Origin of the sequence: Tardiphaga sp., assembly GCF_041424195.1 — a bacterium.
GTDB lineage: Bacteria > Pseudomonadota > Alphaproteobacteria > Rhizobiales > Xanthobacteraceae > Tardiphaga.
Genome location: NZ_JBGMOE010000079.1, coordinates 67,950 through 89,898, shown reverse-complemented (window position 1 = coordinate 89,898; position 21,949 = coordinate 67,950). Strand labels below are relative to the sequence as shown.

At 61.3% G+C, this 21,949-nt stretch carries 19 protein-coding genes; 6 read left to right on the top strand and 13 right to left on the bottom strand.

Annotation, left to right across the window (positions count from 1 at the left end; all coding sequences use genetic code 11):
* A partial coding sequence (locus ACEK02_RS12820) for a GTP-binding protein (RefSeq protein ID WP_371422071.1) occupies positions 1–255 on the bottom strand: 255 nt, incomplete at its 3' end.
* Between the two features lie 126 nt (positions 256–381).
* On the opposite strand from ACEK02_RS12820, the gene ACEK02_RS12815 reads away from it, so the two are divergent.
* Positions 382–2,013 carry a glycosyltransferase family 39 protein gene (locus ACEK02_RS12815; RefSeq protein WP_371422070.1) on the top strand — a complete coding sequence of 544 codons (1,632 nt, stop codon included), beginning with the start codon at positions 382–384 and terminating at the stop codon, positions 2,011–2,013.
* A 32-nt stretch (positions 2,014–2,045) separates the two neighbouring features.
* On the opposite strand, the gene ACEK02_RS12810 is transcribed toward ACEK02_RS12815, so the two are convergent.
* From ACEK02_RS12810 to ACEK02_RS12790, 5 genes are all read right to left on the bottom strand, one after another.
* Positions 2,046–2,348 (bottom strand): HPr family phosphocarrier protein, encoded by a 303-nt coding sequence (locus tag ACEK02_RS12810; RefSeq protein WP_371422069.1) that lies wholly within the window; start codon positions 2,346–2,348, stop codon positions 2,046–2,048.
* Complete coding sequence (locus tag ACEK02_RS12805; protein ID WP_068733893.1) at positions 2,345–2,746, bottom strand: PTS sugar transporter subunit IIA; 402 nt, start codon at positions 2,744–2,746, stop codon at positions 2,345–2,347. Before ACEK02_RS12805 ends, ACEK02_RS12810 begins: the two co-directional genes overlap by 4 nt.
* A gap of 131 nt (positions 2,747–2,877) precedes the next feature.
* Positions 2,878–3,345 carry an HPr kinase/phosphorylase gene (locus ACEK02_RS12800; protein WP_371422078.1) on the bottom strand — a complete coding sequence of 156 codons (468 nt, stop codon included), beginning with the start codon at positions 3,343–3,345 and terminating at the stop codon, positions 2,878–2,880.
* Positions 3,346–3,398: 53 nt separating this feature from the next.
* Positions 3,399–5,204: a stimulus-sensing domain-containing protein gene (locus ACEK02_RS12795; RefSeq protein ID WP_371422077.1), complete on the bottom strand. Its 1,806-nt coding sequence runs from the start codon at positions 5,202–5,204 to the stop codon at positions 3,399–3,401.
* A 135-nt stretch (positions 5,205–5,339) separates the two neighbouring features.
* Positions 5,340–6,041, bottom strand: a complete 702-nt coding sequence (locus tag ACEK02_RS12790; protein ID WP_068733897.1) for a response regulator transcription factor — start codon at positions 6,039–6,041, stop codon at positions 5,340–5,342.
* 230 nt (positions 6,042–6,271) lie between these two features.
* Between ACEK02_RS12790 and ACEK02_RS12785 the strand changes: the two genes are divergently transcribed.
* The 3 genes from ACEK02_RS12785 (at position 6,272) to ACEK02_RS12775 (ending at position 9,436) form a co-directional block, all read left to right on the top strand.
* Positions 6,272–7,009 (top strand): HugZ family protein, encoded by a 738-nt coding sequence (locus ACEK02_RS12785; protein WP_371422076.1) that lies wholly within the window; start codon positions 6,272–6,274, stop codon positions 7,007–7,009.
* Positions 7,010–7,192: 183 nt separating this feature from the next.
* Positions 7,193–8,806, top strand: coding sequence for a phosphoenolpyruvate carboxykinase (locus ACEK02_RS12780; RefSeq protein WP_371422068.1), 1,614 nt, complete (start codon positions 7,193–7,195; stop codon positions 8,804–8,806).
* Between the two features lie 192 nt (positions 8,807–8,998).
* Positions 8,999–9,436, top strand: a complete 438-nt coding sequence (locus tag ACEK02_RS12775) for an EamA family transporter (RefSeq protein ID WP_371422067.1) — start codon at positions 8,999–9,001, stop codon at positions 9,434–9,436.
* A 278-nt stretch (positions 9,437–9,714) separates the two neighbouring features.
* Here the strand turns inward: ACEK02_RS12775 and ACEK02_RS12770 are convergent, their stop codons facing one another.
* Positions 9,715–10,830, bottom strand: coding sequence for an endonuclease/exonuclease/phosphatase family protein (locus ACEK02_RS12770; protein WP_371422075.1), 1,116 nt, complete (start codon positions 10,828–10,830; stop codon positions 9,715–9,717).
* 125 nt (positions 10,831–10,955) lie between these two features.
* Complete coding sequence (locus ACEK02_RS12765) at positions 10,956–13,487, bottom strand: glycogen/starch/alpha-glucan phosphorylase (RefSeq protein ID WP_371422074.1); 2,532 nt, start codon at positions 13,485–13,487, stop codon at positions 10,956–10,958.
* A 315-nt stretch (positions 13,488–13,802) separates the two neighbouring features.
* On the opposite strand from ACEK02_RS12765, the gene ACEK02_RS12760 reads away from it, so the two are divergent.
* On the top strand, positions 13,803–14,234 hold the full coding sequence (locus tag ACEK02_RS12760) for a hypothetical protein (RefSeq protein WP_371422066.1): 432 nt from the start codon (positions 13,803–13,805) through the stop codon (positions 14,232–14,234).
* A gap of 1 nt (position 14,235) precedes the next feature.
* Here ACEK02_RS12760 and ACEK02_RS12755 read toward each other — a convergent pair whose 3' ends face one another.
* From ACEK02_RS12755 to pyrE, 3 genes are all read right to left on the bottom strand, one after another.
* Positions 14,236–15,057 carry a DUF2865 domain-containing protein gene (locus ACEK02_RS12755; RefSeq protein WP_371422065.1) on the bottom strand — a complete coding sequence of 274 codons (822 nt, stop codon included), beginning with the start codon at positions 15,055–15,057 and terminating at the stop codon, positions 14,236–14,238.
* A 99-nt stretch (positions 15,058–15,156) separates the two neighbouring features.
* Complete coding sequence (locus tag ACEK02_RS12750; protein WP_371422073.1) at positions 15,157–16,521, bottom strand: sodium:proton antiporter; 1,365 nt, start codon at positions 16,519–16,521, stop codon at positions 15,157–15,159.
* Positions 16,522–16,636: 115 nt separating this feature from the next.
* Positions 16,637–17,200 (bottom strand): orotate phosphoribosyltransferase, encoded by a 564-nt coding sequence (gene pyrE / locus ACEK02_RS12745; protein WP_371422064.1) that lies wholly within the window; start codon positions 17,198–17,200, stop codon positions 16,637–16,639.
* 162 nt (positions 17,201–17,362) lie between these two features.
* Between pyrE and ACEK02_RS12740 the strand changes: the two genes are divergently transcribed.
* Positions 17,363–17,989: a glutathione S-transferase family protein gene (locus ACEK02_RS12740; RefSeq protein ID WP_371422063.1), complete on the top strand. Its 627-nt coding sequence runs from the start codon at positions 17,363–17,365 to the stop codon at positions 17,987–17,989.
* 95 nt (positions 17,990–18,084) lie between these two features.
* Here the strand turns inward: ACEK02_RS12740 and ACEK02_RS12735 are convergent, their stop codons facing one another.
* Together ACEK02_RS12735 and polA are read right to left on the bottom strand one after the other, a co-directional pair.
* Positions 18,085–18,720 (bottom strand): LysE family translocator, encoded by a 636-nt coding sequence (locus tag ACEK02_RS12735; RefSeq protein WP_371422062.1) that lies wholly within the window; start codon positions 18,718–18,720, stop codon positions 18,085–18,087.
* A 117-nt stretch (positions 18,721–18,837) separates the two neighbouring features.
* Positions 18,838–21,870, bottom strand: coding sequence for a DNA polymerase I (gene polA, locus ACEK02_RS12730; protein ID WP_371422061.1), 3,033 nt, complete (start codon positions 21,868–21,870; stop codon positions 18,838–18,840).
* Between the last annotated feature and the right edge of the window lie 79 nt (positions 21,871–21,949).

Sequence of the window (21,949 nt, the reverse complement as noted above, 5' to 3'; positions counted from 1 at the left end):
GCCGGGCGTGTCCATCAGGTTGAAGATGTAATCCTTGCCGTCCTTGGCGCGGTAGGCGAGGCGCACGGTCTGCGCCTTGATGGTGATGCCGCGCTCGCGCTCGATATCCATGGAATCGAGCACCTGCTCCTTCATCTCGCGCGCCTGCAACCCGCCGGTGATCTGGATCAGGCGGTCGGCCAGCGTCGATTTGCCATGGTCGATATGGGCAACGATGGAGAAGTTGCGGACGTTCGAAATCGGGGAGGTTGTCATGCGCGCGGGATAGCATTCAGGCCCCGATGCGGCAACCTTAATACGGGTTTCGGCCTGATTCCCGGCCCTGTTTCCGTCACGGCATCCTGATTTTACTCCGGCCCGAAACACGCTAGGCAGGGCCTCATGAGTACAATCGCTTCCTCCGCCCCCGCCAAGCGCCGGGGCTTGCTGTCGATCGGCCGCCGCGGCGCTGCGCGGCTCGTAGCCTGGGCCGGCAATCCACAATTGAGCACCCTGCTGGTGCTCGGTTTCACGGTCGCCCATGTGGTGCTGTGGACCGCGATCCTGACGCAGGTGAAAGCCGCGCAGGATATCCATTTTGACGTCTCTGAAGGCTATGCCTGGGGGCAGAAGTTCCTGTGGGGCTATGGCAAGCACCCGCCGCTGTCGGGCTGGATCTCGGGCGTCTGGTTCAAATTCTTCCCGCCGGTGGACTGGGCAACCTATCTGCTCGCCATGGTCACGGTCGGCATAGGCATGATCCTTTGCTGGACGATCGCGTTGCGCGTGGTCGATCGGCGCCGTGCCTTTTTCGTGCTGGTGATGGTCGCGATCTATCCGATCTTCAATTTCAAGGGCTTCAAATACAATCCGGACCTGCTGCAGCTGGTGACCCTGCCACTGGTGGTGCTGGCCTATTTGCATGCTTTCGAGAAGCGCACGATCCGCTCGGGCTTCCTGCTCGGCGTCGCCGCTGCGCTGGCGCTGATGACCAAATACTGGGTGGTGACGATGATCGGCGCCATCGGCCTGGCCGCGCTCATCCATCCGCAGCGGATGCTGTTCCTGCGCTCGCCTGCACCATGGATCGCCATCGTGACGATGGTGGCAGCGATGATTCCGCATCTCGACTGGGTGCGGCAGGTGGAATACGCGCCATTTCGTTACGCCGGTAATACCTATGCGATCTCGTCGCGCTGGGAGAGCTTGCAACTGGCGTGGGGCTATATCGGCCACAATATCGCGCTGCTGCTGTTGCCGCTGGCTCTGGCCGCTGCGGTGCTGGCCTGGGGTCCACGCTGGTGGGCGTCGGTGGCGCGCGATCCCGGCGCATTCGTCAGGCGGCCGTGGTCACAGACGACCAATCCCGGTGTCCGCATGGATCAGGCCCTGAATATCTGGCTGATCCAGGCTATCGTCGCCGTCGGCCCGCCGATCGGGGCGTTGTTGTTCGACGTCTATATCAAGACCGATTGGGGGATCTCGCTGTTCTTCCTGGTGCCGCTGGCGGTCGTTGCAATCCCGTCGCTCATGATGCCGCGGATCGCGCTGGTCCGGCTCGCCGCGATCTGGCTGGTGCTGTCGCTGGTCATACTTGCGGCAGCCCCGCAGATCGCCATCGCGTCGCTGCCGCGCGACGCCAATGGCAATTTCGCTCACATCTCCTACTCGCAGCTTGCGCGTGAACTCACCGAAGTCTGGCACACGCGCTTCCACACGCGCTGGAGCGAGGTGGTGGGTTTCGTCGATGTCGCAGAGCAGATGACGTTCTACAGTCCGGATCATCCTCTGCCGCTGACACCCTATGAGCCATGGCCGTCGGGCGTGACGTCGATGGCCGAAGCGAAGCGCAACGGCTTCATCGGCATCTGCCTTGTAGGGGACTGGAAATTCGAACGCTGCGAAGCGTGGATGAAGGACAATCTGCCGAATGCCGAACGCATCGTGATGTCGACGCGGCGCTTCTTCAAGGGCAACGTCGGTACGACCGCACGATGGAATGTCTATGTGGTGGCGCCTGGCGCGATGAAATAGTCGTTCGCTGACGAAACAGCTTCGGCCGGCCGCTACTCTTCGCCGAACTTGTTGGTCACCAGTTCGGTTATCGCCTCGAGGGCGGCTTCAGCCTCGGCGCCTTTGGCGGCAACCAGGATGCTGGTACCGGGGCCGGCCGACAGCATCATCAGGCCCATGATCGACGTACCGCCAACGGTCTCGCCGTTGCGCGTTACCGTGACATCGGCATTGAAGCGCTCGACCATCTGCACGAATTTGGCAGAGGCGCGCGCGTGAAGGCCACGTTTGTTGGTGATCGGAATCTCGCGCGAGACGCTACCGGACGCCGTCGTATCGTCTGGGCTGTCGCTCATTTGCCGGCGAGAACGCGGCTGGCAATGGTGACGTATTTGCGGCCGGCTTCCTGCGCCATGGCGATCGCATCGGGCAGTGTGCGCTCTTCGCGCACCTTTGCGAGCTTTACAAGCATGGGCAGATTGATACCTGCGAGAACCTCGACCTTCGGCCGGCTCATGCAGGAGATCGCCAGATTCGATGGCGTGCCGCCGAACATGTCAGTGAGGATAGCAACGCCATCGCCACTGTCGACGCGATTGACCGCTTCGATAATGTCGCTTCGACACAAATCGGAATCGTCTTCGGCGCCGATTGTTACGGCTTCAATTTGTTTTTGCGGACCCATTACGTGCTCAAGCGCCGCCTTAAACTCGTCGGCAAGGCGCCCGTGGGTCACAAGTACTAGACCAATCATCGGAAACTCCTCGCGGGTGCTTTTGGTGCACCGCACGAAAGGGCCACTTTGACCATCCAGAGCCCCTATGCAAGAGGGCTCTGCGCGAATTTCCCTTAAATTGCACGGATGCGGCGGGAAGTAGCACGGGTCTATTCGGTGGCGATAGTGGGACTAATATGGTTACCAATTCCCTTTGAGCAATTGTCCAAAGGTCGCACCGCGCCCAAGCCGTCGATTGTTGTCAACGCAGCTACAACCAATGGTAAGGGATGAAAGCCTGCCCCGACCGGGATTCGAGGCAATTCGACGCCCTCAAGTGTGATTTTGAGCGCTTCCGGCTCCGGCAGGCGCGCCGCGTCGGTTGCGTCGAGATCGACCACCAGTCCGACAATGGCGCCGGTCGCGCAGTCCAGGCGTCGAATCCCGAGCCCTCTGATCTCCAGCAACCCGACCAGTTGGGGCGCCGGCCGTACCCACAGTTTTCCATCCCTGACATCCAGATGCACCCGATCGTCACCGACCAGCATGGCCTCCGGAAGCTGTCCGCTCTGACCGGCGAGGATCAGATCGAACACCAGCCGCGACTTGCCGGAGCCGGACGGCCCCCGGATCAGCACGGCGCGATCATTCACCAGTACGGCGGACGCGTGGATGCTTTTGCCATCCGCGCTCATGTGGCCGGCAACCGCACAACGAAGCGTGCACCCAGTACAGGGATCTCGCCGTCGGCATTGGCTGGGCCGATACGGTTCTCCGCCCAGACCGTGCCGCCATGGGCCTCGACGATCTGCTTGGAGATCGACAGGCCGAGGCCGGAATTCTGACCAAAACCCTGATGCGGCCGGTCGGTATAAAAGCGCTCGAAGATGCGTTCGAGTGCGTCCAGTCCGATGCCCGGGCCATCGTCATCGACGACGATCTCGATCTTGCCTTTCAGGCGGCGACAGACAATCCGCACCTTGCCGCCCGGCGTCGAGAACGACTGTGCATTGGTGACCAGATTGGTAATGACCTGACCGAGGCGGGAGTCGTGGCCGGGCACTGAAAACGCGTCGGTGGCTGCGCCTTCGAAGCGGACTTCAACGCCGACGTCATGACCGAGCTTGGTTTCGTTGGCGACCGAGGTCAGCGTGGTCAGCAACCGTCGGACATCGACGGGCGCGGTATCGTTGCGCTGCAGTTCGGCGTCGAGACGGCTGGCGTCGGAAATATCCGAGATCAACCGGTCAAGCCGTCGCACATCATGTTCGATCACCGCGAGCAGGCGGCTGCGGCTGTTGTCGTTCTTCGCCAGCGGGAGCGTTTCTACGGCGGAACGCAGCGATGTCAGCGGGTTCTTGAGTTCGTGCGAGACGTCGGCGGCGAACATCTCGATCGCTTCGATGCGGTTATAAAGCGCGTCGGTCATGTCGCGCAGCGCGCCGGACAAATGGCCGATCTCGTCGCGCCGGCGTGTGAAGTCGGGAATCTCGACGCGCGTGCGGATACGGCGGCGAACGCGCTCGGCACTGTCGGCAAGACGTCGCACCGGACCGGCGATGGTCGATGCCAGCAACAACGACAGCACGATCATCACCACGGCGGCGACAGCAAAGACTTTCAGAATCGCCAGACGCTCGGCCGTCACCATCTGGTCGATGTCGTCGCCCTGGGTCGACAGCATCAGTGAACCATGCACGGCACGGAAGCGCTGCACAGGTACGGCGACCGAGACGATGACTTCGCCGCGTTCGTTGATGCGCACCATGCTGCTCTTCAGGCCGTCGAGCGACTGCTGTACTTCCTGATAGCCGTTGCCGTTTTCCGGGCCGAGTTCGCGATAGAGCGGCAGGTCGCCGCGATTGAGCCAGGTCCGGACCGCGATCATCGTGCGTTCGGCAAAGCCGGGCTTTTCGGTGGTCGGGGGCGGCAGTTCGAAACGCAGCACATCGCCGCGGCCATAAAGGCTGCGGCTGTCGAGGATCAGCACGCCGTCGCGGTCGTAGATGCGCGCGCGAGTCTTGGTCGGGGAGATCAGCCGCCGCAACACCGGCGCGACGCGCTCGGGGTTGATCGGGAAATCGAGGCCGGAGAGTTCGTCCGGCACGCCGTAGGTTTCGCCCGGCTTGAGATCGAGCAGGCGGTCGGGGTCGATCGTAATCGTATTGGTTTCGACGGTGGCCGAAGCGGCAATGGCGCTCGCGATGATTTCGGCCTGCACCAGAAGGCTCTGCGCGCGTGCGTCGATCAGGCCGGCGCGAAATTGCGAGAGATAGAGGATGCTGGCGACGAGGGCGCAAAGGCCGGCGAGGTTGAGCGAAACGATGCGGCGCGTCAGGCTTGAAAAGGTAAGCGCAACGAAGAATTGCCGGGCACGGCGCAGCCAGTCGAGCGGGCGCTGCCAGCCGCGATGGGCGCGATCGGCATCGCCGCCTGCCGCATGCGGCGAAGTGCCGTCGGCGTCCAGGCTTTCATCAGGCTGCGTACGATCCAGCAATGCCAAAACTGCCCGGTTGTTGTCGATATCTATGATGCGCCACGCAATACTCATTGTTGCGGGTGCGTATGCGCATTCTAGCGCAGCACGGCTGAGCCGTCAGGCCCCAACCGTGCCGCGGGAACCCTCTACAGATCAGGTTTCCTTGAAGCGATAGCCGACGCCGTAGAGCGTCTCGATCATCTCGAAGTCGTCGTCGACCACCTTGAACTTCTTGCGCAGCCGCTTGATGTGGCTGTCGATGGTGCGATCGTCCACATAGACCTGATCGTCATAGGCGGCATCCATCAGCGCGTTGCGGCTCTTCACTACGCCTGGGCGTGTGGCCAGCGCCTGCAGGATCAGGAATTCGGTGACGGTCAGCGTGACCGGCTCATTCTTCCAGGTGCAGGTGTGACGTTCCGGATCCATCCGCAGCAAGCCGCGATCGAGCGCCTTGGCATCGGTCTCCTTCGGAGCGGCAGTCGGATCCTTCGGCGCGGCGCGACGCAGCACGGCCTTCACGCGCTCGACCAGCAGACGCTGCGAGAACGGCTTGCGGATGAAATCGTCGGCGCCCATCTTCAGGCCGAACAGCTCGTCGATCTCTTCGTCCTTTGACGTCAGGAAGATGACCGGCAGATCGGACTTCTGGCGCAGACGACGCAGCGTCTCCATACCGTCCATGCGTGGCATCTTGATATCGAGGATCGCGAGGTCTGGCTGGCTGGTGCGGAAACCATCGAGCGCAGAAGCACCGTCCGTATAGGTCATGATGCGGTAGCCTTCGGCTTCCAGCGCGATCGATACGGATGTGAGAATGTTACGGTCGTCGTCGACCAGAGCGATAGTTGGCATGAGCCTGCTTTCCGAGCGGGATGGGCTATCCGGCAGAATTCGACAATCCGCCGTATGAGGTGGCCTTAAGAACACAGTCAACAAACAAGTCCTGCAACGAGCAATGCAAGCTGGGCTGAAGTGTGGCCGAGTTCCCTAAACGCTTGAATGACGCGTGGGTTCCATAGATGTATAGACCTCCCGGCGAAGAAGAAGAAGCTACTTTTTGCAATGAAATACGGGATTTAACGATGCAACCGACCCCCGATTTCGACCCCTCGCGCGTCACCCGGTCGCTATTGCGGCGCAGTCGGCAGGGTGCCCTGGCCACCCTGACCGTCGGCTCCGGCGATCCTTATTGTGCGTTGGCCAATGTCGCCAGCCACCCGGATGGGTCGCCGATTCTCCTGATTTCCCGGATGGCGCTCCATACCCGCAATATCCTGGCGGATGCCCGCGTCTCGCTGATGCTGGATGAGCGGGCTCCGGGTGACCCCTTGGAGGGCTCGCGCATCATGCTCGGAGGTATCGCGCAGGAGGCCAGCGAGAGCGAAAAATCGCTGCTGCGCCGACGCTATCTGAGTGTCCATCCATCCGCACAAGTCTTTGTGGATTTTAAGGATTTCTCGTTTTTCAGGATCGTGCCGAAGGGCGTCCATCTGGTGGCTGGTTTTGGCCGCATCAACGATCTGAAGCCGGAGCAATTTCTGACTGACCTTACCGGTGCCGAAGCGATGCTGGAGGCGGAGGAGGGCGCTGTTGCTCATATGAACGCCGATCATCTCGATGCGCTCAATCTCTATGCAACAAAGCTTCTGCGCGCGGAGGCGGGTGACTGGCGCTGCACCGGATGCGACCCGGACGGTATCGATCTGCAGAACGGCGGGAAGGTGATGCGGCTGGACTTTCCGCGGCGGATTGTCACTCCGGGTGCGTTGCGGCAAGTCCTGAAGGAACTCGCAGAGCAGGCCCGCGCTTTGAATAATTGAGCGGTATCAAGTGCCGCGCTGGAATAAACCAAATATACGGACGGCAGCTTGGCATTTCACATCTTCGTCACTATTAGATCGCCGGATTACTGGCCGAGCGTTTATAGTGAAGGCTACCGCTGCTGACGTGCGATTGAAGACAGTCGCACAGGTCGGATATGCGGACTCAAGGAGGAATATTCCGTGCAAGAGACGGGCGTACGCAACGGTGCCTATGGCGCCGATAAATTCGGACTGAAAAATCTCAAGGCGGTGAACTGGAATCTCGGCGCACCGCAGCTTTACGAATATTCGCTGCGCAATGGCGAAGCCGAATTGTCGTCCGATGGCGCGCTCTGCGCTGACACGGGTGAATTCACCGGCCGCAGCCCGAAGGACAAGTTCACCGTCAAGGATGCCTCCACCGAACAGATGTGGTGGGCTGGCAATCAGGCGATCTCGCCCGAGCAGTTCGAAGCGCTCTATGTCGATTTCAAGAAGCATGCTGAAGGCATGACCCTGTTCGCGCAGGACCTTTATGGCGGCGCCGATCCGAGTTTCCAGATCAAGACCCGCGTGTTCACCGAACTCGCCTGGCATTCGCTGTTCATCCGCACGCTGCTGATCCGCCCGGAAGCCGCTGCGTTGAAGGACTTCGTGCCTGAACTGACCATCATCGACCTGCCGAGCTTCAAGGCCGATCCCAAACGTCACGGCTGCCGTTCGGAAAACGTCGTAGCCATCGATTTCGCCCGCAAGATCGTCCTGATCGGCGGGTCTTATTATGCCGGCGAGATGAAGAAGTCAGTCTTCACCACGCTGAACTACTATCTGCCCGCCAAGGGCGTGTTGCCGATGCATTGCTCGGCCAATGTCGGCCCCGATGGCGACAGCGCGATCTTTTTCGGCCTGTCCGGCACCGGCAAGACCACGCTCTCGGCCGATCCGAAGCGCACGCTGATCGGCGATGACGAGCATGGCTGGGGCAAGGACGGCATCTTCAACTTCGAAGGCGGCTGCTACGCCAAGACCATCAAGCTGTCGGAAGAAGCCGAGCCTGCGATCTACGCGGCGTCGAAGCGCTTCGGCGCGGTGCTGGAAAACGTCGTGCTTGACGCCAACACTCGCCTGCCGGATTTCGACGATGGTTCGAAGACCGAGAACACCCGCTCGGCCTATCCGCTCGACTTCATCCCGAATGCGTCGCGCACCGGCCGCGCGCCGCAGCCGAAGAACGTGGTGATGCTCGCCGCCGACGCGTTCGGCGTGCTGCCGCCGATCGCCAAGCTGACGCCAGCGCAGGCGATGTATCACTTCCTGTCCGGCTACACCGCGAAGGTTGCTGGCACCGAGCGTGGTCTCGGTAACGATCCGGAGCCCGAATTCTCGACCTGCTTCGGCTCGCCGTTCCTGCCGCTTGATCCCTCGGTCTATGGCAACATGCTGCGTGACCTGATCGCCAAGCACAATGTCGACTGCTGGCTGGTCAATACCGGCTGGACCGGCGGTAAATACGGCGTCGGCTCGCGCATGCCGATCAAGGTGACCCGCGCCCTGCTTACTGCGGCGCTGAACGGCTCGCTGCGCAATGTGGAATTCCGCACCGACAAGTATTTCGGTTTCGCAGTCCCGACCGCGCTGGATGGCGTGCCGTCGGAGATCCTCGATCCCGTCAACACCTGGAAGGACAAGGCCGAATTCGATGCCACCGCGCGCAAGCTGGTCGGCATGTTCCAGAAGAACTTCGCCAAGTTCGAAGCGCAGGTCGATGCGGAAGTCCGCGCCGCCGCGCCGGATGTGAAGCTGGCAGCGGAGTAGTTCGCTGTAGCGATTATGAATGCGAAAGGGCGGCCGCAAGGCCGCCTTTTTCATGTCACGCGAAACCTATCAACCGTCACGCCCGGCCATGACGAAACCGTTAGTCGGAATGCGATGCACGACCAGCTAGAACTGGATTGCTTGGTCGCAAGGGCTCCTCGCAATGACGGCTGACAGGTAAGGACACTTCAAATGAAAAACGTCATGCTCACCTGGCCGTTCTGGGCGCTGCTGTCTGCGGCCTTTGCGGCGCTCACGGCGATCTTCGCCAAGGTCGGCATCGAGAACGTCAATTCGGACTTCGCGACCTTCATCCGCACCATCGTCATTCTCTTTGCCGCTGGCATGATGGTTTATGTCACAGGCAACTGGCAATCGCCGTCAGCCGTTTCGCCGAAGACGTGGTTTTTCCTCGTGCTGTCGGGATTGGCGACCGGTGCCTCATGGATCTGCTATTTCCGTGCGCTGAAACTCGGCAATGCCGCGCAAGTCGCGCCGATCGACAAGCTCAGCGTCGTGTTCGTCGCAGTGTTTGCCGTATTGTTCCTCGGTGAGAAATTGTCGCTGCCGAACTGGCTCGGCGTCATCCTCATCGCTTGCGGCGCGGTGCTCGTCGCGTATCGCGCGTGATTCCGGATCAGGCGCTGTTTTTGGTGTCATTTGATATCTTATGGCATGGCAGCAACAGTGTGACATGCCGGGTAAGCGTGGTGGCTTGACCCTGTCCGGACATAATGCGCGTATCCGTTATTGAGCACGAGGGCACGGCATGGCTGACATCATGAGCATTCTGTCATCGAGCTACACATAGGCAGCCCCGACGACGCCGCCCAGCACGCCCTACACCAATGTCGATGCAGACAATTACAAAGGCAGCTGTGGGACGGGACTTAGTCCTCGAGGCCTGGTCAGCGCGTCGCGGCCTTCTTCTTTTTCTTGCTGGCGGCTGTCTTTTTCGCTGCCGCTTTTCTTGCCTGGGCTTTCTTCGTCTTTTTCTTTGTCGCGCCGGTTGGCGGAGAAGTAGCGGCCTCACCTTCGCTTTCCGCTAGCGATTTCAAATAGGTGTCCGTCTTGTCGACATTGAATTCGGTCCACATGATGAGGTGGTCCGACATCTGGTAGGTGCGCCACATGGTGAAGGCGGCTGCCGGCGGCAACAGGGTCGTGCCCTCGAACGCGTCGGCATCGTTGAAGACGTATTTGTAGAAATCGAACACGCCCGCCTTCGACGCATCGATGCCGCGTGTTTCGCCGAAGAACGCGATCTGATCATAGAATTTGTCTTTCGCGATGTTGCTGCCTTGCTCGCGCAGCAGCGGCTTCGGGATGACGAAGCCATTGTCGGTCAGCGCTTTGAACGTCGCATCCTCCCTGCCGAAGATGTTGAAATCGCCGAGCAGAATAAGGTTTTCCGGCGAATATGAGATCGGGTCGTCGATCTGAATATAGCTCTTGGCCTTGTTGGCGAGCAGTTTGGCCAGTGCGCCGATCTCGTCGATCCGCCTCGGGTTATCTTTCTTACCGGTGCCGTAGTAGATGTGGACGGTGCAGAGATTGAATTTAGCCCATCCGGCCTGGAAGCCACAGATGAACGGTGAACGCGCCAGTTGAGCCATCCGTTTGGTCGCGGATTTGCCGGGCAGGACAAGCTCGCCCGCCAGCCCGGTGAAATGAACGCGCGAGCGGTTGTACAGGAACGCTAGGCGTTCGGAGTTGCCGCCGTCGGCAAAGCTGACGTCGCTGAAGATATAGTCCCAGTCTTTTCCCAGTAGTCGCGCGACCTTCTTCAACGCGAGAAGATCCTGGCGGACTTCCTGCACCGCGACGAGGTCGAACCGGTTGATGCACTCGGCGATGTAGTAGAAGGCGTCGGAGATGCGGCCGCCGAATTTCCCGCCGCCAAATTTGCGGATATTCCATGTAGCGAGCAGGAAGTTGCCAGCGGTCTTGGCTGGAATATCATTCAGTCCTGTTCGCAGTTGCGACAATCCCGCAATGATTCGTCGCCGGTCGATATCCGACATCGGGCGCAAGCCGGTGTAATCCATGGACCTCCCCCTTGCTTGGAGGAGTAATTCTATGGATATTCAACCAAAGGATGCAATAGGGCGACCTTTCGTTTCAGGGCTCGCCACTGCGGCTAATTGGCCTACGTCGCCTTGCGTGCCTGCAGACCCGTTGTGCCCGGCAGATCGCCAGCAATCGGAACGCCCCAGATATCATCGGCATATTCGCGGATGGTGCGGTCCGACGAGAACCAGCCCATCCGTGCGGTGTTGAGAATCGCGGCGCGGCTCCAGGCTGAGCCGGCCCTCCATCGCGTGTCGATGCCGCGCTGTGCTTCGTAATAGGAGTCGAAGTCAGCACTCACGACGTAATGGTCGAGATGGCGCAGCGCGTGGCCGACCGACGCGTAGCGGCCGGGATCGTCCGGCGAGAATGCGCCGGTCTCGATGGCCTGGATGGCACGGCCGAGATTTGGCGATTTGTTGATGACGTCCGAGGCGTCGAGGCCCTTAGTCCGGCGCTCGACCACTTCAGCGGCGGTCATGCCGAAGATCGCGATATTCTCCGGGCCGACATTGTCACGGATTTCGATATTGGCGCCGTCCAGCGTGCCGATGGTCAGCGCGCCGTTCAGCGACAGTTTCATATTGCCGGTGCCGGAGGCCTCCATGCCGGCGGTGGAGATCTGCTCGGAGAGGTCGGCGGCGGGAATGATGACTTCTGCGAGGCTGACATTGTAGTCTGGCAGGAACGCCACCTTCAGCTTGCCGCCGATCGTGGTGTCGTTGTTCACGATATCGGCGACATCGTTGATCAGGCGAATGATCAGCTTGGCATAGCGATAGCTCGCCGCCGCCTTGCCGGCGAAAATCTTGACGCGTGGCACCCAGTCCTTGCCCGGCTCGTCCTTGATCGCCTGATAGAGCGCAACGGTCTCGACGAGATTGAGAAGCTGCCGCTTGTATTCGTGGATGCGCTTGATCTGCACGTCGAACAGCGCCGAGGGATCGGCCTGAACGCCGAGCTTCTCGCCGATCACGCGCGCCAGTGCGAGCTTGTTGTGATGTTTGACCTTGCGGAATTCCTGCTGGAACGCGGCGTCGCCGGCAAAGGCCTCCAGCTTGATGAGCCGCGTGGGATCGTCGAGCACGGCTTCGCCGCAGGTGGCGCGCAACAGGTCGGTGAGTTTCGGATTGGCCAGCATCAGCCAGCGGCGGAAAGTAATGCCGTTGGTCTTGTTGGTGATACGGCCGGGATAGAGCTGGTTGAGATCGTGGAACACGGTCTCCTTCATCAGTTCCGAATGCATCGCCGATACGCCGTTGATGCGGTGCGAGCCGATGAAAGCGAGATTGCCCATGCGGACGCGGCGGCCGGAGGTCTCGTCGATGATTGAGACCGAGGCGCGATAGGCGGTGTCGCCCGGCCGCGTCGCATCGGCGCGATCGAGATGCGCTTCATTGATGCGATAGATGATCTCGAGATGCCGCGGCAGCAGTCGCTGGAAAAGTTCGACCGGCCAGGTCTCCAGCGCTTCGGGCAACAGCGTATGGTTGGTGTAGGACAGCGTTGCGTTGGTGATCTGCCAGGCGGCGTCCCAGCGCATATTGTGCTGGTCGACCAGAATGCGCATCAGCTCGGCGATGGCCAGGCTCGGATGCGTGTCGTTCATCTGCACCGCGGCCTTGTTGGCGAGGCCACGTAGATTGCCGTCGGAGTGGAGATGACGCTTGACGAGATCCTGCAGCGACGCAGAGACGAAGAAGTATTCCTGCCGCAACCGCAATTCGCGGCCGGCAGCGCTCTCATCGTTCGGATAGAGGAATTTGCAGATGGCTTCGGCGCGCGCCTGTTCGGCGCTGGCGCTGACATAGTCACCGGTGTTGAACACGTCGAGCCGCAACGGATCAGGCGCACGCGCCGACCACAGCCGCAGTGCGTTCACATGCTGGCCGCGCCAGCCGACGATCGGCGTATCATAGGCAACGGCCTCGACAGTCTCGCCGGGATGCCAGATGACCTGCTTGCGGCCCTTGCCGTCCTCGATGGTTTCGATACTGCCGCCGAAGTGGATGTCATACCGCACCTCACGCCGTGGCATCTCCCAGGGGTTGCCGAAGCCCAGCCATTCATCAGGATATTCCTGCTGCACGCCATGGGAGATGATCTGGCGGAACAGGCCGAAATCGTAGCGGATGCCGTAGCCGAAAGCCGGAATGCCGAGCGTTGCCATGCTTTCCATGAAACAGGCGGCGAGGCGGCCGAGACCGCCATTACCCAGCGCTGCGTCGGGCTCGCATTTGCGGAGTTCGTCGAGGCCGACGCCGAGATCGCCGAGGGCTGCTTCGAACAGCGGCAGCAGGCCCATATTGTTCAGCGCGTCGGTGAACAGGCGGCCGATCAGGAATTCCAGTGAGAGGTAATAGACCCGCTTGCGGCCGGCATCGTAGCTCTCTTTGTCCGAGGTCAGCCAGCGATGCACCATGCGGTCGCGCAGCGTCAGAGCGGCAGCCTTGTACCAGTCGTGCTTGGTGGCGAAGGCCGCTTCCTTGCCGATCGCCAGCCTTAGCTTGACGAGAATGGCGCTCTTGATGTCGGCGAGCGCCAGCTCGTCCACGGGGGCGTTCGCCGGCTGGAATTTTGCTGGGACTGATAGATCTGACAAACCGGCCATCCTGAGCTGTGTCACTGACGAAAATCATACGCGCATTTGACTGTTGCCGGAACCCGTGGAGGTGGCGAGCTTTTGCAATGGAACTGCCCTGGATTTGAGCAGTCGGTGGAACCAGAGCTGTGCCGTTACGAGCGGCGGCGAAAGGGACGCTGGAGTTATCGGCTTGAGCTCTGTCAGTCCGATGACCTTACGGGAGGGAAGGGAGTAAATAAGATGGAACAAATTAAGAACAAATTAGTAAGCTGTTGATATCCCGATGTGATTCGTTGCATTCGCCCACAATATCTATGGTCTGTTCAAGCTCGCGAGGACTAGATGTCCACCATTGCCTTCGATCAGTTTGCTCTCACCCGAATCGCCGATTACGCGCGGTCGCTGTCACGGCTGCATCTGATGGCGCGCCGGCATCCCATCGATGACGATCAGATCGATCGCGAGTTCAACACCGTTTGCCTCTCGGTCTGGGGCTATACGACGGACGACATCAGCGATGACCTGTTCTCACTGGAAGATCACGCGTGGCTCGACCAGCTCGACGAGGCGCATGCGCGGATCTTTGCGGCGGAAGAGGGCTACGACCTCGTCGATGACCACGGCATGCTCACAGACTGGTGGGGGTATTGCTGGATGATCCTTGCCGAGAAGCGCGGATTGCTGACGCCGGAGAATCGCGCGGCCGCACGTGCGGAGATCGAGGAGAAGTATCTCTCGGCGCCGAACGTAATCGGCGTCATCGTCGGGCGATGATCTACTGAAGCTCGGCGCGCTTGGCGCGAGTGGCCGGGGCAGTCTTCGGCACGACGGTTGTGGCAGGGGCCGGAACTGGCGCAGCATCGCGCGCGGCTTCTGGCATCGGCGCTTCGTCGGTGATCATTTCGGCGGAGACCGGCGCGACCTTCATCTCGCCGAGCCGGGCACGGACGTCGGAGGTCAGGCCGGGATAGTTCGCCACTGGCGTAAACTCAGCGGTCTGGGTGTTGCCGGTGCGGACGCCCGAGAAAGCGACAAGGCCGTTGGTGGTGGCAACCACATCGCCGGGACGCAGGGATGTATCGAGCGTCAAATCGACCGGCGCGAGTCCCCAGGAATCGCGGCCGTTGCAGGTGCAGTCGGCCTTGAGGGCCTTGCGATAGGCGAAGGCATTTTCGAGATCGTTATAACGCTCGCCGGTGCTCGACGATGCGCTTTCGATGTTGCTGCCGAACAGGATCTTGGTGGTCGCCGCCGGGCAGAATGCCTGACACATCTGTGCCGGGCTCATGCCGCGGCCGAGCGGAAAATATTTGCCGTCGCAGGTGCGCACGCAGAAGGCGGGACCGGAGCCGCCGGCGGATGCACTTCGCTGGGGCGGCGGCGCTTCGGCCGGCGTGTTGAGGCCGAACGGATCCGAGAAAAAATTGCTCTCGGGGGCGCCGCGGCGCTGCTGCTGTTTCTGCGGCTGGCTGCCACCGAACAGGAAATCGAAGAAATTCTGCGCAGATGCCATCTGCGGGGTCAGCGCGCCGAGGCTCATGGCCGTCAGCAGCACCAGGGGACGCACGACTCGCGACGATGTTCGATTGTGACGCAACGCCAGCTCCGCGACCGCATGTCAGTGCCGGAGCGCAAACGCTCCGATGCGGTGTCAGGTTAGGGCGTCATGGTAAATGAATGGTAACCAGCGCGGCGGCTAGATGAAAAACACCCATGTCATCAGCAGGAAGACCGGGATCAGCACTGCGCCCGACCACAGGATGTAACCGAAGAAGCTCGGCATCTTTACCCCCGCGTCGCGGGCGATGGCATAGACCATGAAGTTCGGCGCGTTGCCGATATAGGTGTTGGCACCCATGAACACTGCACCTGCCGAAATCGCCGCCAGTGTCGCGGCCCCCGTCGTCATCAGTGCCTTGGCGTCGCCGCCCGCGAGTTCGAAGAATACGAGGTAGGTTGGCGCATTGTCGAGGAACGACGACAGGATGCCGGTGAGCCAGAAATAGGCGGCGTTGTTCGGCGTGCCGTCGGCATGGCTGACAAGGGCGACCAGCGGGGCAAACGGCCCCTGGCTACCAGCCTGCAGCATCGCCATGACAGGCACGATGCAGATGAAGATGCCGGCGAACAGCAGTGCGACTTCCTCGATCGGGCCCCATTTGAAATCGTTCGCCTTGCGGTGCTCGGCCTTCGTCAGCCACAGCGACGCAAACGTCGCCAGCACGAAAATCACATCGCGCAGCAGATCCTGCAAGGCGAGCGGCGTGCCGAGTATGGTGAAGGTGATGCCGGGCTTCCAATTGGCACTCATCAGAATCGCGCCGATGATCACGACCAGCAGCAGCAGGTTGATCTTGCCGTGCAGATGCAGTGGCGCATCCGGCGTCGGATCTTTCTTCTTGGGAAAGTTGCCTTCGCGATGATGCAAATAGACATCCAGCGCCATGAAGATGGCCAGCACGATGCCGGCTGCGAACAGCGTGTCCGGAAAAATATGCACGGTGGTCCAGAAGAAATCGACGCCGCGCAGGAAACCGAGAAACAGCGGGGGATCGCCGAGCGGCGACAGCGAGCCGCCGATGTTCGAGACGAGAAAGATGAAGAACACCACGACATGGACGTTGTATCGGCGATCGTCATTGGCACGGATCAGCGGGCGGATCAGGATCATCGACGCGCCGGTGGTTCCGACCACGCTGGCGATCAGCGTGCCGAAGCCAAGCAGCGCCGTGTTGGTCAACACATTGTCATGCAGGTTGCCTTCGACATAGATGCCGCCGGCCACCGTGAACAGCGCCAGCAGCAGCAGGATGAAGGGCAGATATTCGAGCAGCACGGTGTGGGACAGCGTGTGCACCACCGTCGTGGCACCGGTGAAGATGAACAGCGGTATGATCACCAGCGCGGCCCAGAACGCTGCGAACTTGCCGTAATGATGTTCCCACAGATGCGGATAGAGCACCGGGCCGGTGGCGATGCAGAGCAGGATGCCGGCGAACGGCAATGCCCACAACATCGACAGCTTGGCGCCATCGAGGGCGCCTTCGGCTGCCTGCGCCATATCGGGTGCTAGCGTGGCGATGAAGGTGAAAGCGGCGAGAACGAGGAAGCGAAGCAAAACGTGACCTTTCACTGCATCCTCGCGTGTTTTGCGCGCGAACGGAGCCGATAAAGAATCAACCCTTCAGAAATTCTCCGGCCTTGTAAAGCGAGCGAAACGCCACGCCGGCCTTGGCGAAGGTCTCTGCAGCACCTTCGTCGCGGTCGACCATGGTGAAGACCAGCACGACTTCACCGCCGGCCTCGCGCACGGCATCGAGCGCCTTCACGGCCGAGCCGCCGGTGGTGGTGACGTCCTCGACGATGACGATGCGCTTGCCTTCTAGCGTCTCGCCCTTGGCGAGGCCTTCCACGGCGAGACGCGCGCCGTGTTCCTTCGGCTTCTTGCGGACGAAGAAGGCGGCAATCGGATGGTTCTTCAGCCAGGAGAGCTGCGCCAGCGCACCGGCCAGCGGCACGGCGCCCATTTCCAGGCCGCCGACATAATCGAGATTGTCCTCGCGCAACGCGTCATAGGTCAGCTCGGCCAGCAGCGCCGCGCCTTCCGGGTCGCACATGGTGGGCTTCAGGTTGAAGTAGAAATTGCTCTTGCGGCCCGAGGCCAATGTGATCTCGCCGTAACCGAACGAACGGTCGCGGATGATCTCGAACAGGCGGGCGCGGGCGGCTGATTTGGTCAAAATGAATGTCTCTGTGCTGAACCGGGCGCAATCTATCGGCGCTTTCCGGCACATTCCAGACTGGAACGGGCGTCGTCAACACTCTCCGGCTCGTTTTACCGTCCATCGGGACGATGCTAGAGACCTGACAACAAGATCGGGCAAGACCGGAAGAGGAAACGCATGACCATCGAACTGCACACCTGGAATACGCCGAACGGCCGCAAGATCTCCGTCGCACTGGAGGAAATGGGCCTGCCCTACAAGGTGTTCCCGGTGCATATCGGCAAGGGCGAGCAGATGAAGCCAGAATTCCTGAAAATCAGCCCGAACAACAAGATTCCCGCCATCGTCGATCCCGACGGACCGGACGGCAAGCCGGTCAGCGTGTTCGAATCCGGTGCCATCCTCCTTTATTTGGGCGAGAAGACCGGCAAATTCCTGCCGAAATCTCTCGGTGACCGCATCCCGGTGCTGGAATGGCTGATGTGGCAGATGGGGGGCTTCGGCCCGATGCCGGGCCAGGTGCATCATTTCATCGCGCTGGAGGACGAGACTCTGCGCGCCTATGGGCTGAAGCGCTATTCGGACGAGACCCGCCGGCTCTATGGCGTGCTGGATCGCCGGCTGGCCGACCATGAATTCGTCGCCGGCGCGCTCTCGGTGGCCGATTTCGCCATTCTCGGCTGGGCCTGGCGCCATGAGCGCCACAAGGTGTCATTCGCCGATTTCCCGCATGTCGGTCGCTGGTACGATGCGTTGATGGCGCGGCCCGGCGTGAAGCGGGGTATGGAGGCGAAGCTGGATTAAAGCGTTTTCCAGCGAAGTGGGTACCGGTTCGCATCAAGAAAACGCGTCAAAACAAAAAGCTAGACCTCGGTTCGGCTTCTAGCAGAACCGAGGCTCTAGGCCCGCTTTGTTTCCAGCGCCAACCGCACGGCAAGCCCGGCGAGCACCGTGCCCATCAGCCAGCGCTGTAGCTTCAGCCAGGTCGGTCGCTCGCCGAGAAACAGCGCGATCGACCCGGCGCCGAGTGCGATCAGCCCGTTGACGCCGACGCTGATGATCGTCTGGGTCGATCCGAGCACCAGCGATTGCGTGAGCACACTGCCGGCCGTGGGATCGATGAATTGCGGCAGCAGTGCCAGATACAGCATGGCGATCTTCGGGTTCAGCAGATTGGTCACGAAGCCCATGGCGAACAGTTTGCGCGGGCTGTCGATGGCCAGCTTCTTGACCTGAAACGGCGAGCGCCCGTTCGGCTTCAAGGCCTGCCATGCCAGCCACAGAAGATAGGCGGCGCCGGCAAGGCGCAGCGCGTCATAGGCATAGGGCACGGCGAACAACAGCGCGGTGATGCCGAAGGCCGCGCACAGCATGTAGAAGATGAAGCCGAGCGCCACGCCGCCAAGCGACACCATGCCGGCCGCGGGCCCCTGCGTGATCGAGCGCGAGATCAGGTAGATCATGTTCGGTCCCGGCGTCAGCACCATGCCGAGCGAGACGAGGGCGAAACCGAGCAGGGATGTGAGATGGGGCATGGGCTACTCGCGGCTGAGGATAGTCGTTGTGTAGCTCATGAAGGGGCGCTGAACCATTTCAGATTGAGCATCGCAGATAGTCGAAATCCATCTGCGATGCTGGTTTGGGCGGTAAAACTAGTGCGCCTCTTCCCAGTTATTCGCCGCGCGTGCGTCGACCTGCAGCGGCACGGACAGCAGCACCGCCGGGAATGGCGCGTCCTGCATGGTGTGCTGCACGACTGGCAGCGTCGCCGCCACTTCGTCGTCAGGCACCTCAAAAATCAATTCGTCATGCACCTGCAGCAGCATTTTCGCTGACAGCTTTTTCTCCGCCAGAGCGTCTTCCATCCGCGTCATGGCGCGGCGGATGATGTCGGCGGCGGTTCCCTGCAGGCGGGCATTGATCGCGGCGCGTTCGTTGAAGGCGCGGATCGAGGCATTCGAAGCCTTGATGTCCGGGTAGTGGCACTTGCGCCCGAACAGGGTCTGCACATAGCCGTGCTCCCGGCAGAAATCGCGCGTCTGGTCCATATAAGCGCGGATACCCGGGAAGCGTTCGAAGTACTTCTTGATATAGGCGCCAGCTTCCTCGCGGGGGATGCTGAGCTGGTTGGCGAGGCCGAAGGCGGAAATGCCATAGATGATGCCGAAATTGATCGCCTTGGCGCGGCGGCGGATTTCCGCCGGCATGTCCTTCACCGGCACGCCGAACATTTCCGACGCCGTCATGGCGTGAATATCGAGCCCATCCTGGAACGCTTGCTTCAGTACGGGAATGTCGGCGATCTCCGCGAGCAAGCGTAACTCGATCTGCGAATAGTCGGCCGATACCAGCTTGTGGCCGGGGGCGGCGATGAAGGCACGGCGGATCTTTCGGCCGTCTTCGGTTCGCACAGGGATATTCTGCAGGTTCGGTTCGTTGGATGAGAGGCGTCCCGTCGTCGTCGCTGCCAAGGCGTAAGTCGTGTGGACGCGGTGGGTCTGCGGATGCACGTAATTCGGCAACGCATCTGTATAGGTCGAGCGCAGCTTGGAGACCTGGCGCCAGTCGAGAATCTTGCGCGGGAATTCGTGACCCTGTTCGGCGAGGTCATCGAGCACCTGCGCGGACGTTGACCACGCACCGGTCTTGGTCTTGTTGCCGCCGGGCAGACCCATCTTGCCGAACAGGATATCGCCCAACTGCTTGGGACTGCCGATATTAACCTCTTCACCGGCGATCTCGCGAATCTCTGCCTCGATGCGGGCAGCGGTCTGCGCGAAGTCCGCCGAGAGCTTCGACAGCACTTGCCGGTCGATGGAGATGCCGCGGCGCTCCATGCGCGCCAGCACGGAAATCAGCGGCCGCTCCAGCGTTTCATAGACGGTGGTCATGTGCTCGGCCGGCAGCCGAGGTTTCAGCACATTCCACAGTCGCAGAAGTACGTCGGCGTCTTCCGCGGCGTAGGCGGTGGCGCGATCGATCTTGACCTGCTCGAACGTCAGCTTGCCTTTGCCGGAGCCGATGAGTTCGCCAAAGGTCAGCATGGCATGGCCGAGCCACATCTCGGCTAGCGCATCGAGACCGTGGGCATTGCGCCCGGCATCCAGCGCGTAGGACATCAACTGCACGTCATCGGCGTTGCGCAGGGTGATGCCATGCTGGGCCAACAGTACTGCGGTGAACTTGATGTTGAAGCCGATCTTCAGCAGGCCCGCGGATTCCAGCAGCGGCTTCAGCGCGGCGAGCGCATCGGCGGGTTTGATCTGATCGGGCTCGAGATCCGCAGCGAACAGACCGGAGCCGTCGCCGGATTGTCGGTGCGCGAACGGCACGTAGCAGGCGTCATTCGGGCCGAGCGATAGGGCGATGCCGACCATGTCGGCCTGCATCGGATCGATCGACGACGCCTTGCATTCGAACGCCACGTGACCGGTATCGAGGACGCGCGCGATCCATGCATTGAGGTCGGCGAGCGTGCGCACGGTCTGATAGTCGTCGCGCTTGACGGGCAGCTTTCGCGCCGCTTCGGCGCGGGCCTTGGCCAGCGAGATCGGGGTGAGCACGTCCTTGCTGCCTGGACCGGTCGCATGGGCGCTACCGCTTACCGGGCTGGTCGCGCCCGTCTTGCCCTTGGAAGCAGGTGCAGGTTCGGCGTCGCCGAACAGGTCGCCGCCCTGGCCACCGGCTTCGCTGGTCTTTCGCGCGGGCGGTATCGCCGCAGAACCGCCTTCCGCTTCCACATCGGCCGGATCGATCTCGGCATATTCGGCCACGCGCCGCGTCAGCGTCGAGAACTCCATAAACTTCAGGAACGCGATCAGCTTGCGCGCGTCTGGCTCATGCACCGCGAGCTCATCGAGCGGCACGTCGAGCGTCACCCTGTCGTCGAGCAGCACGAGCTGTCGCGAGATCCGCGCCTTTTCGGCGTGCTCGATCAGCGACTCGCGGCGTTTCGGCTGCTTGATTTCACCGGCGCGGGCGAGCAGCGTTTCGAGATCGCCATATTCGGTGATAAGCTGTGCCGCAGTCTTGATGCCGATGCCGGGTACGCCGGGCACGTTATCGACGCTGTCGCCGGCCAGTGCCTGCACTTCGACAACCTTGTTTGGCGGCACGCCGAATTTCTCGATCACCTCGGCGATCCCCAGGCGGCGATCCTTCATGGTGTCGTACATGGTGACCTGTTCGGTCACCAGCTGCATCAGATCCTTGTCGGAGGATACGATGGTGGCGGTCGCGCCGCGCTCACCGGCTTCGCGGACATAGGTCGCAATCAGGTCGTCGGCCTCGAAACCGCCCTGTTCGATGCTCGGCAGGTCGAAGGCGCGGACGGCGTCTCGGATCAGCGCGAATTGCGGGATCAGGTCGTCCGGCGCCGCCGGCCGGTGCGCTTTGTATTCGGGGTAAAGCTTGTTGCGGAAGGTCACTTCCGATTTGTCGAAGATGATCGCCAGATGCGTCGGCCGGTTGTCCGGTGGCATGTCCCGGATCAGCTTCCACAGCATGTTGCAGAAGCCCAGCACTGCATTCACCTGCAGCCCGTCGGATTTGCGGTTCAGCGGCGGCAGTGCGTGATAGGCGCGAAAAATATAGGACGAGCCGTCGACCAGAAAGACGTGGTCGCCCTTCGCCAGGGGCTTGACGGTGGCGGGCTTGGTGGCAGCTGTTTCTGAGGTTTTCGGCATGGCCGCAACTTAAGGATTTTCGCCGGAAATGACAGTCTGTCAGCCGGCCATCCCGCTGGTTTTTGTGATGCCGGCCGGC

What these genes read in the sequence shown, in the direction of transcription:
- ACEK02_RS12765 (WP_371422074.1), bottom strand. Translation starts at nt 13,487, where the DNA reads ATGGCCGGTTTGTCAGATCTATCAGTCCCAGCAAAATTCCAGCCGGCG.
- ACEK02_RS12790 (WP_068733897.1), bottom strand. Translation starts at nt 6,041, where the DNA reads ATGCCAACTATCGCTCTGGTCGACGACGACCGTAACATTCTCACATCC.
- ACEK02_RS12770 (WP_371422075.1), bottom strand. Translation starts at nt 10,830, where the DNA reads ATGTCGGATATCGACCGGCGACGAATCATTGCGGGATTGTCGCAACTG.
- ACEK02_RS12810 (WP_371422069.1), bottom strand. Translation starts at nt 2,348, where the DNA reads ATGAGCGACAGCCCAGACGATACGACGGCGTCCGGTAGCGTCTCGCGC.
- ACEK02_RS12740 (WP_371422063.1), top strand. Translation starts at nt 17,363, where the DNA reads ATGACCATCGAACTGCACACCTGGAATACGCCGAACGGCCGCAAGATC.
- ACEK02_RS12775 (WP_371422067.1), top strand. Translation starts at nt 8,999, where the DNA reads ATGAAAAACGTCATGCTCACCTGGCCGTTCTGGGCGCTGCTGTCTGCG.
- ACEK02_RS12750 (WP_371422073.1), bottom strand. Translation starts at nt 16,521, where the DNA reads ATGGCGCAGGCAGCCGAAGGCGCCCTCGATGGCGCCAAGCTGTCGATG.
- ACEK02_RS12735 (WP_371422062.1), bottom strand. Translation starts at nt 18,720, where the DNA reads ATGCCCCATCTCACATCCCTGCTCGGTTTCGCCCTCGTCTCGCTCGGC.
- ACEK02_RS12785 (WP_371422076.1), top strand. Translation starts at nt 6,272, where the DNA reads ATGCAACCGACCCCCGATTTCGACCCCTCGCGCGTCACCCGGTCGCTA.
- ACEK02_RS12760 (WP_371422066.1), top strand. Translation starts at nt 13,803, where the DNA reads ATGTCCACCATTGCCTTCGATCAGTTTGCTCTCACCCGAATCGCCGAT.
- ACEK02_RS12815 (WP_371422070.1), top strand. Translation starts at nt 382, where the DNA reads ATGAGTACAATCGCTTCCTCCGCCCCCGCCAAGCGCCGGGGCTTGCTG.
- ACEK02_RS12805 (WP_068733893.1), bottom strand. Translation starts at nt 2,746, where the DNA reads ATGATTGGTCTAGTACTTGTGACCCACGGGCGCCTTGCCGACGAGTTT.
- polA (WP_371422061.1), bottom strand. Translation starts at nt 21,870, where the DNA reads ATGCCGAAAACCTCAGAAACAGCTGCCACCAAGCCCGCCACCGTCAAG.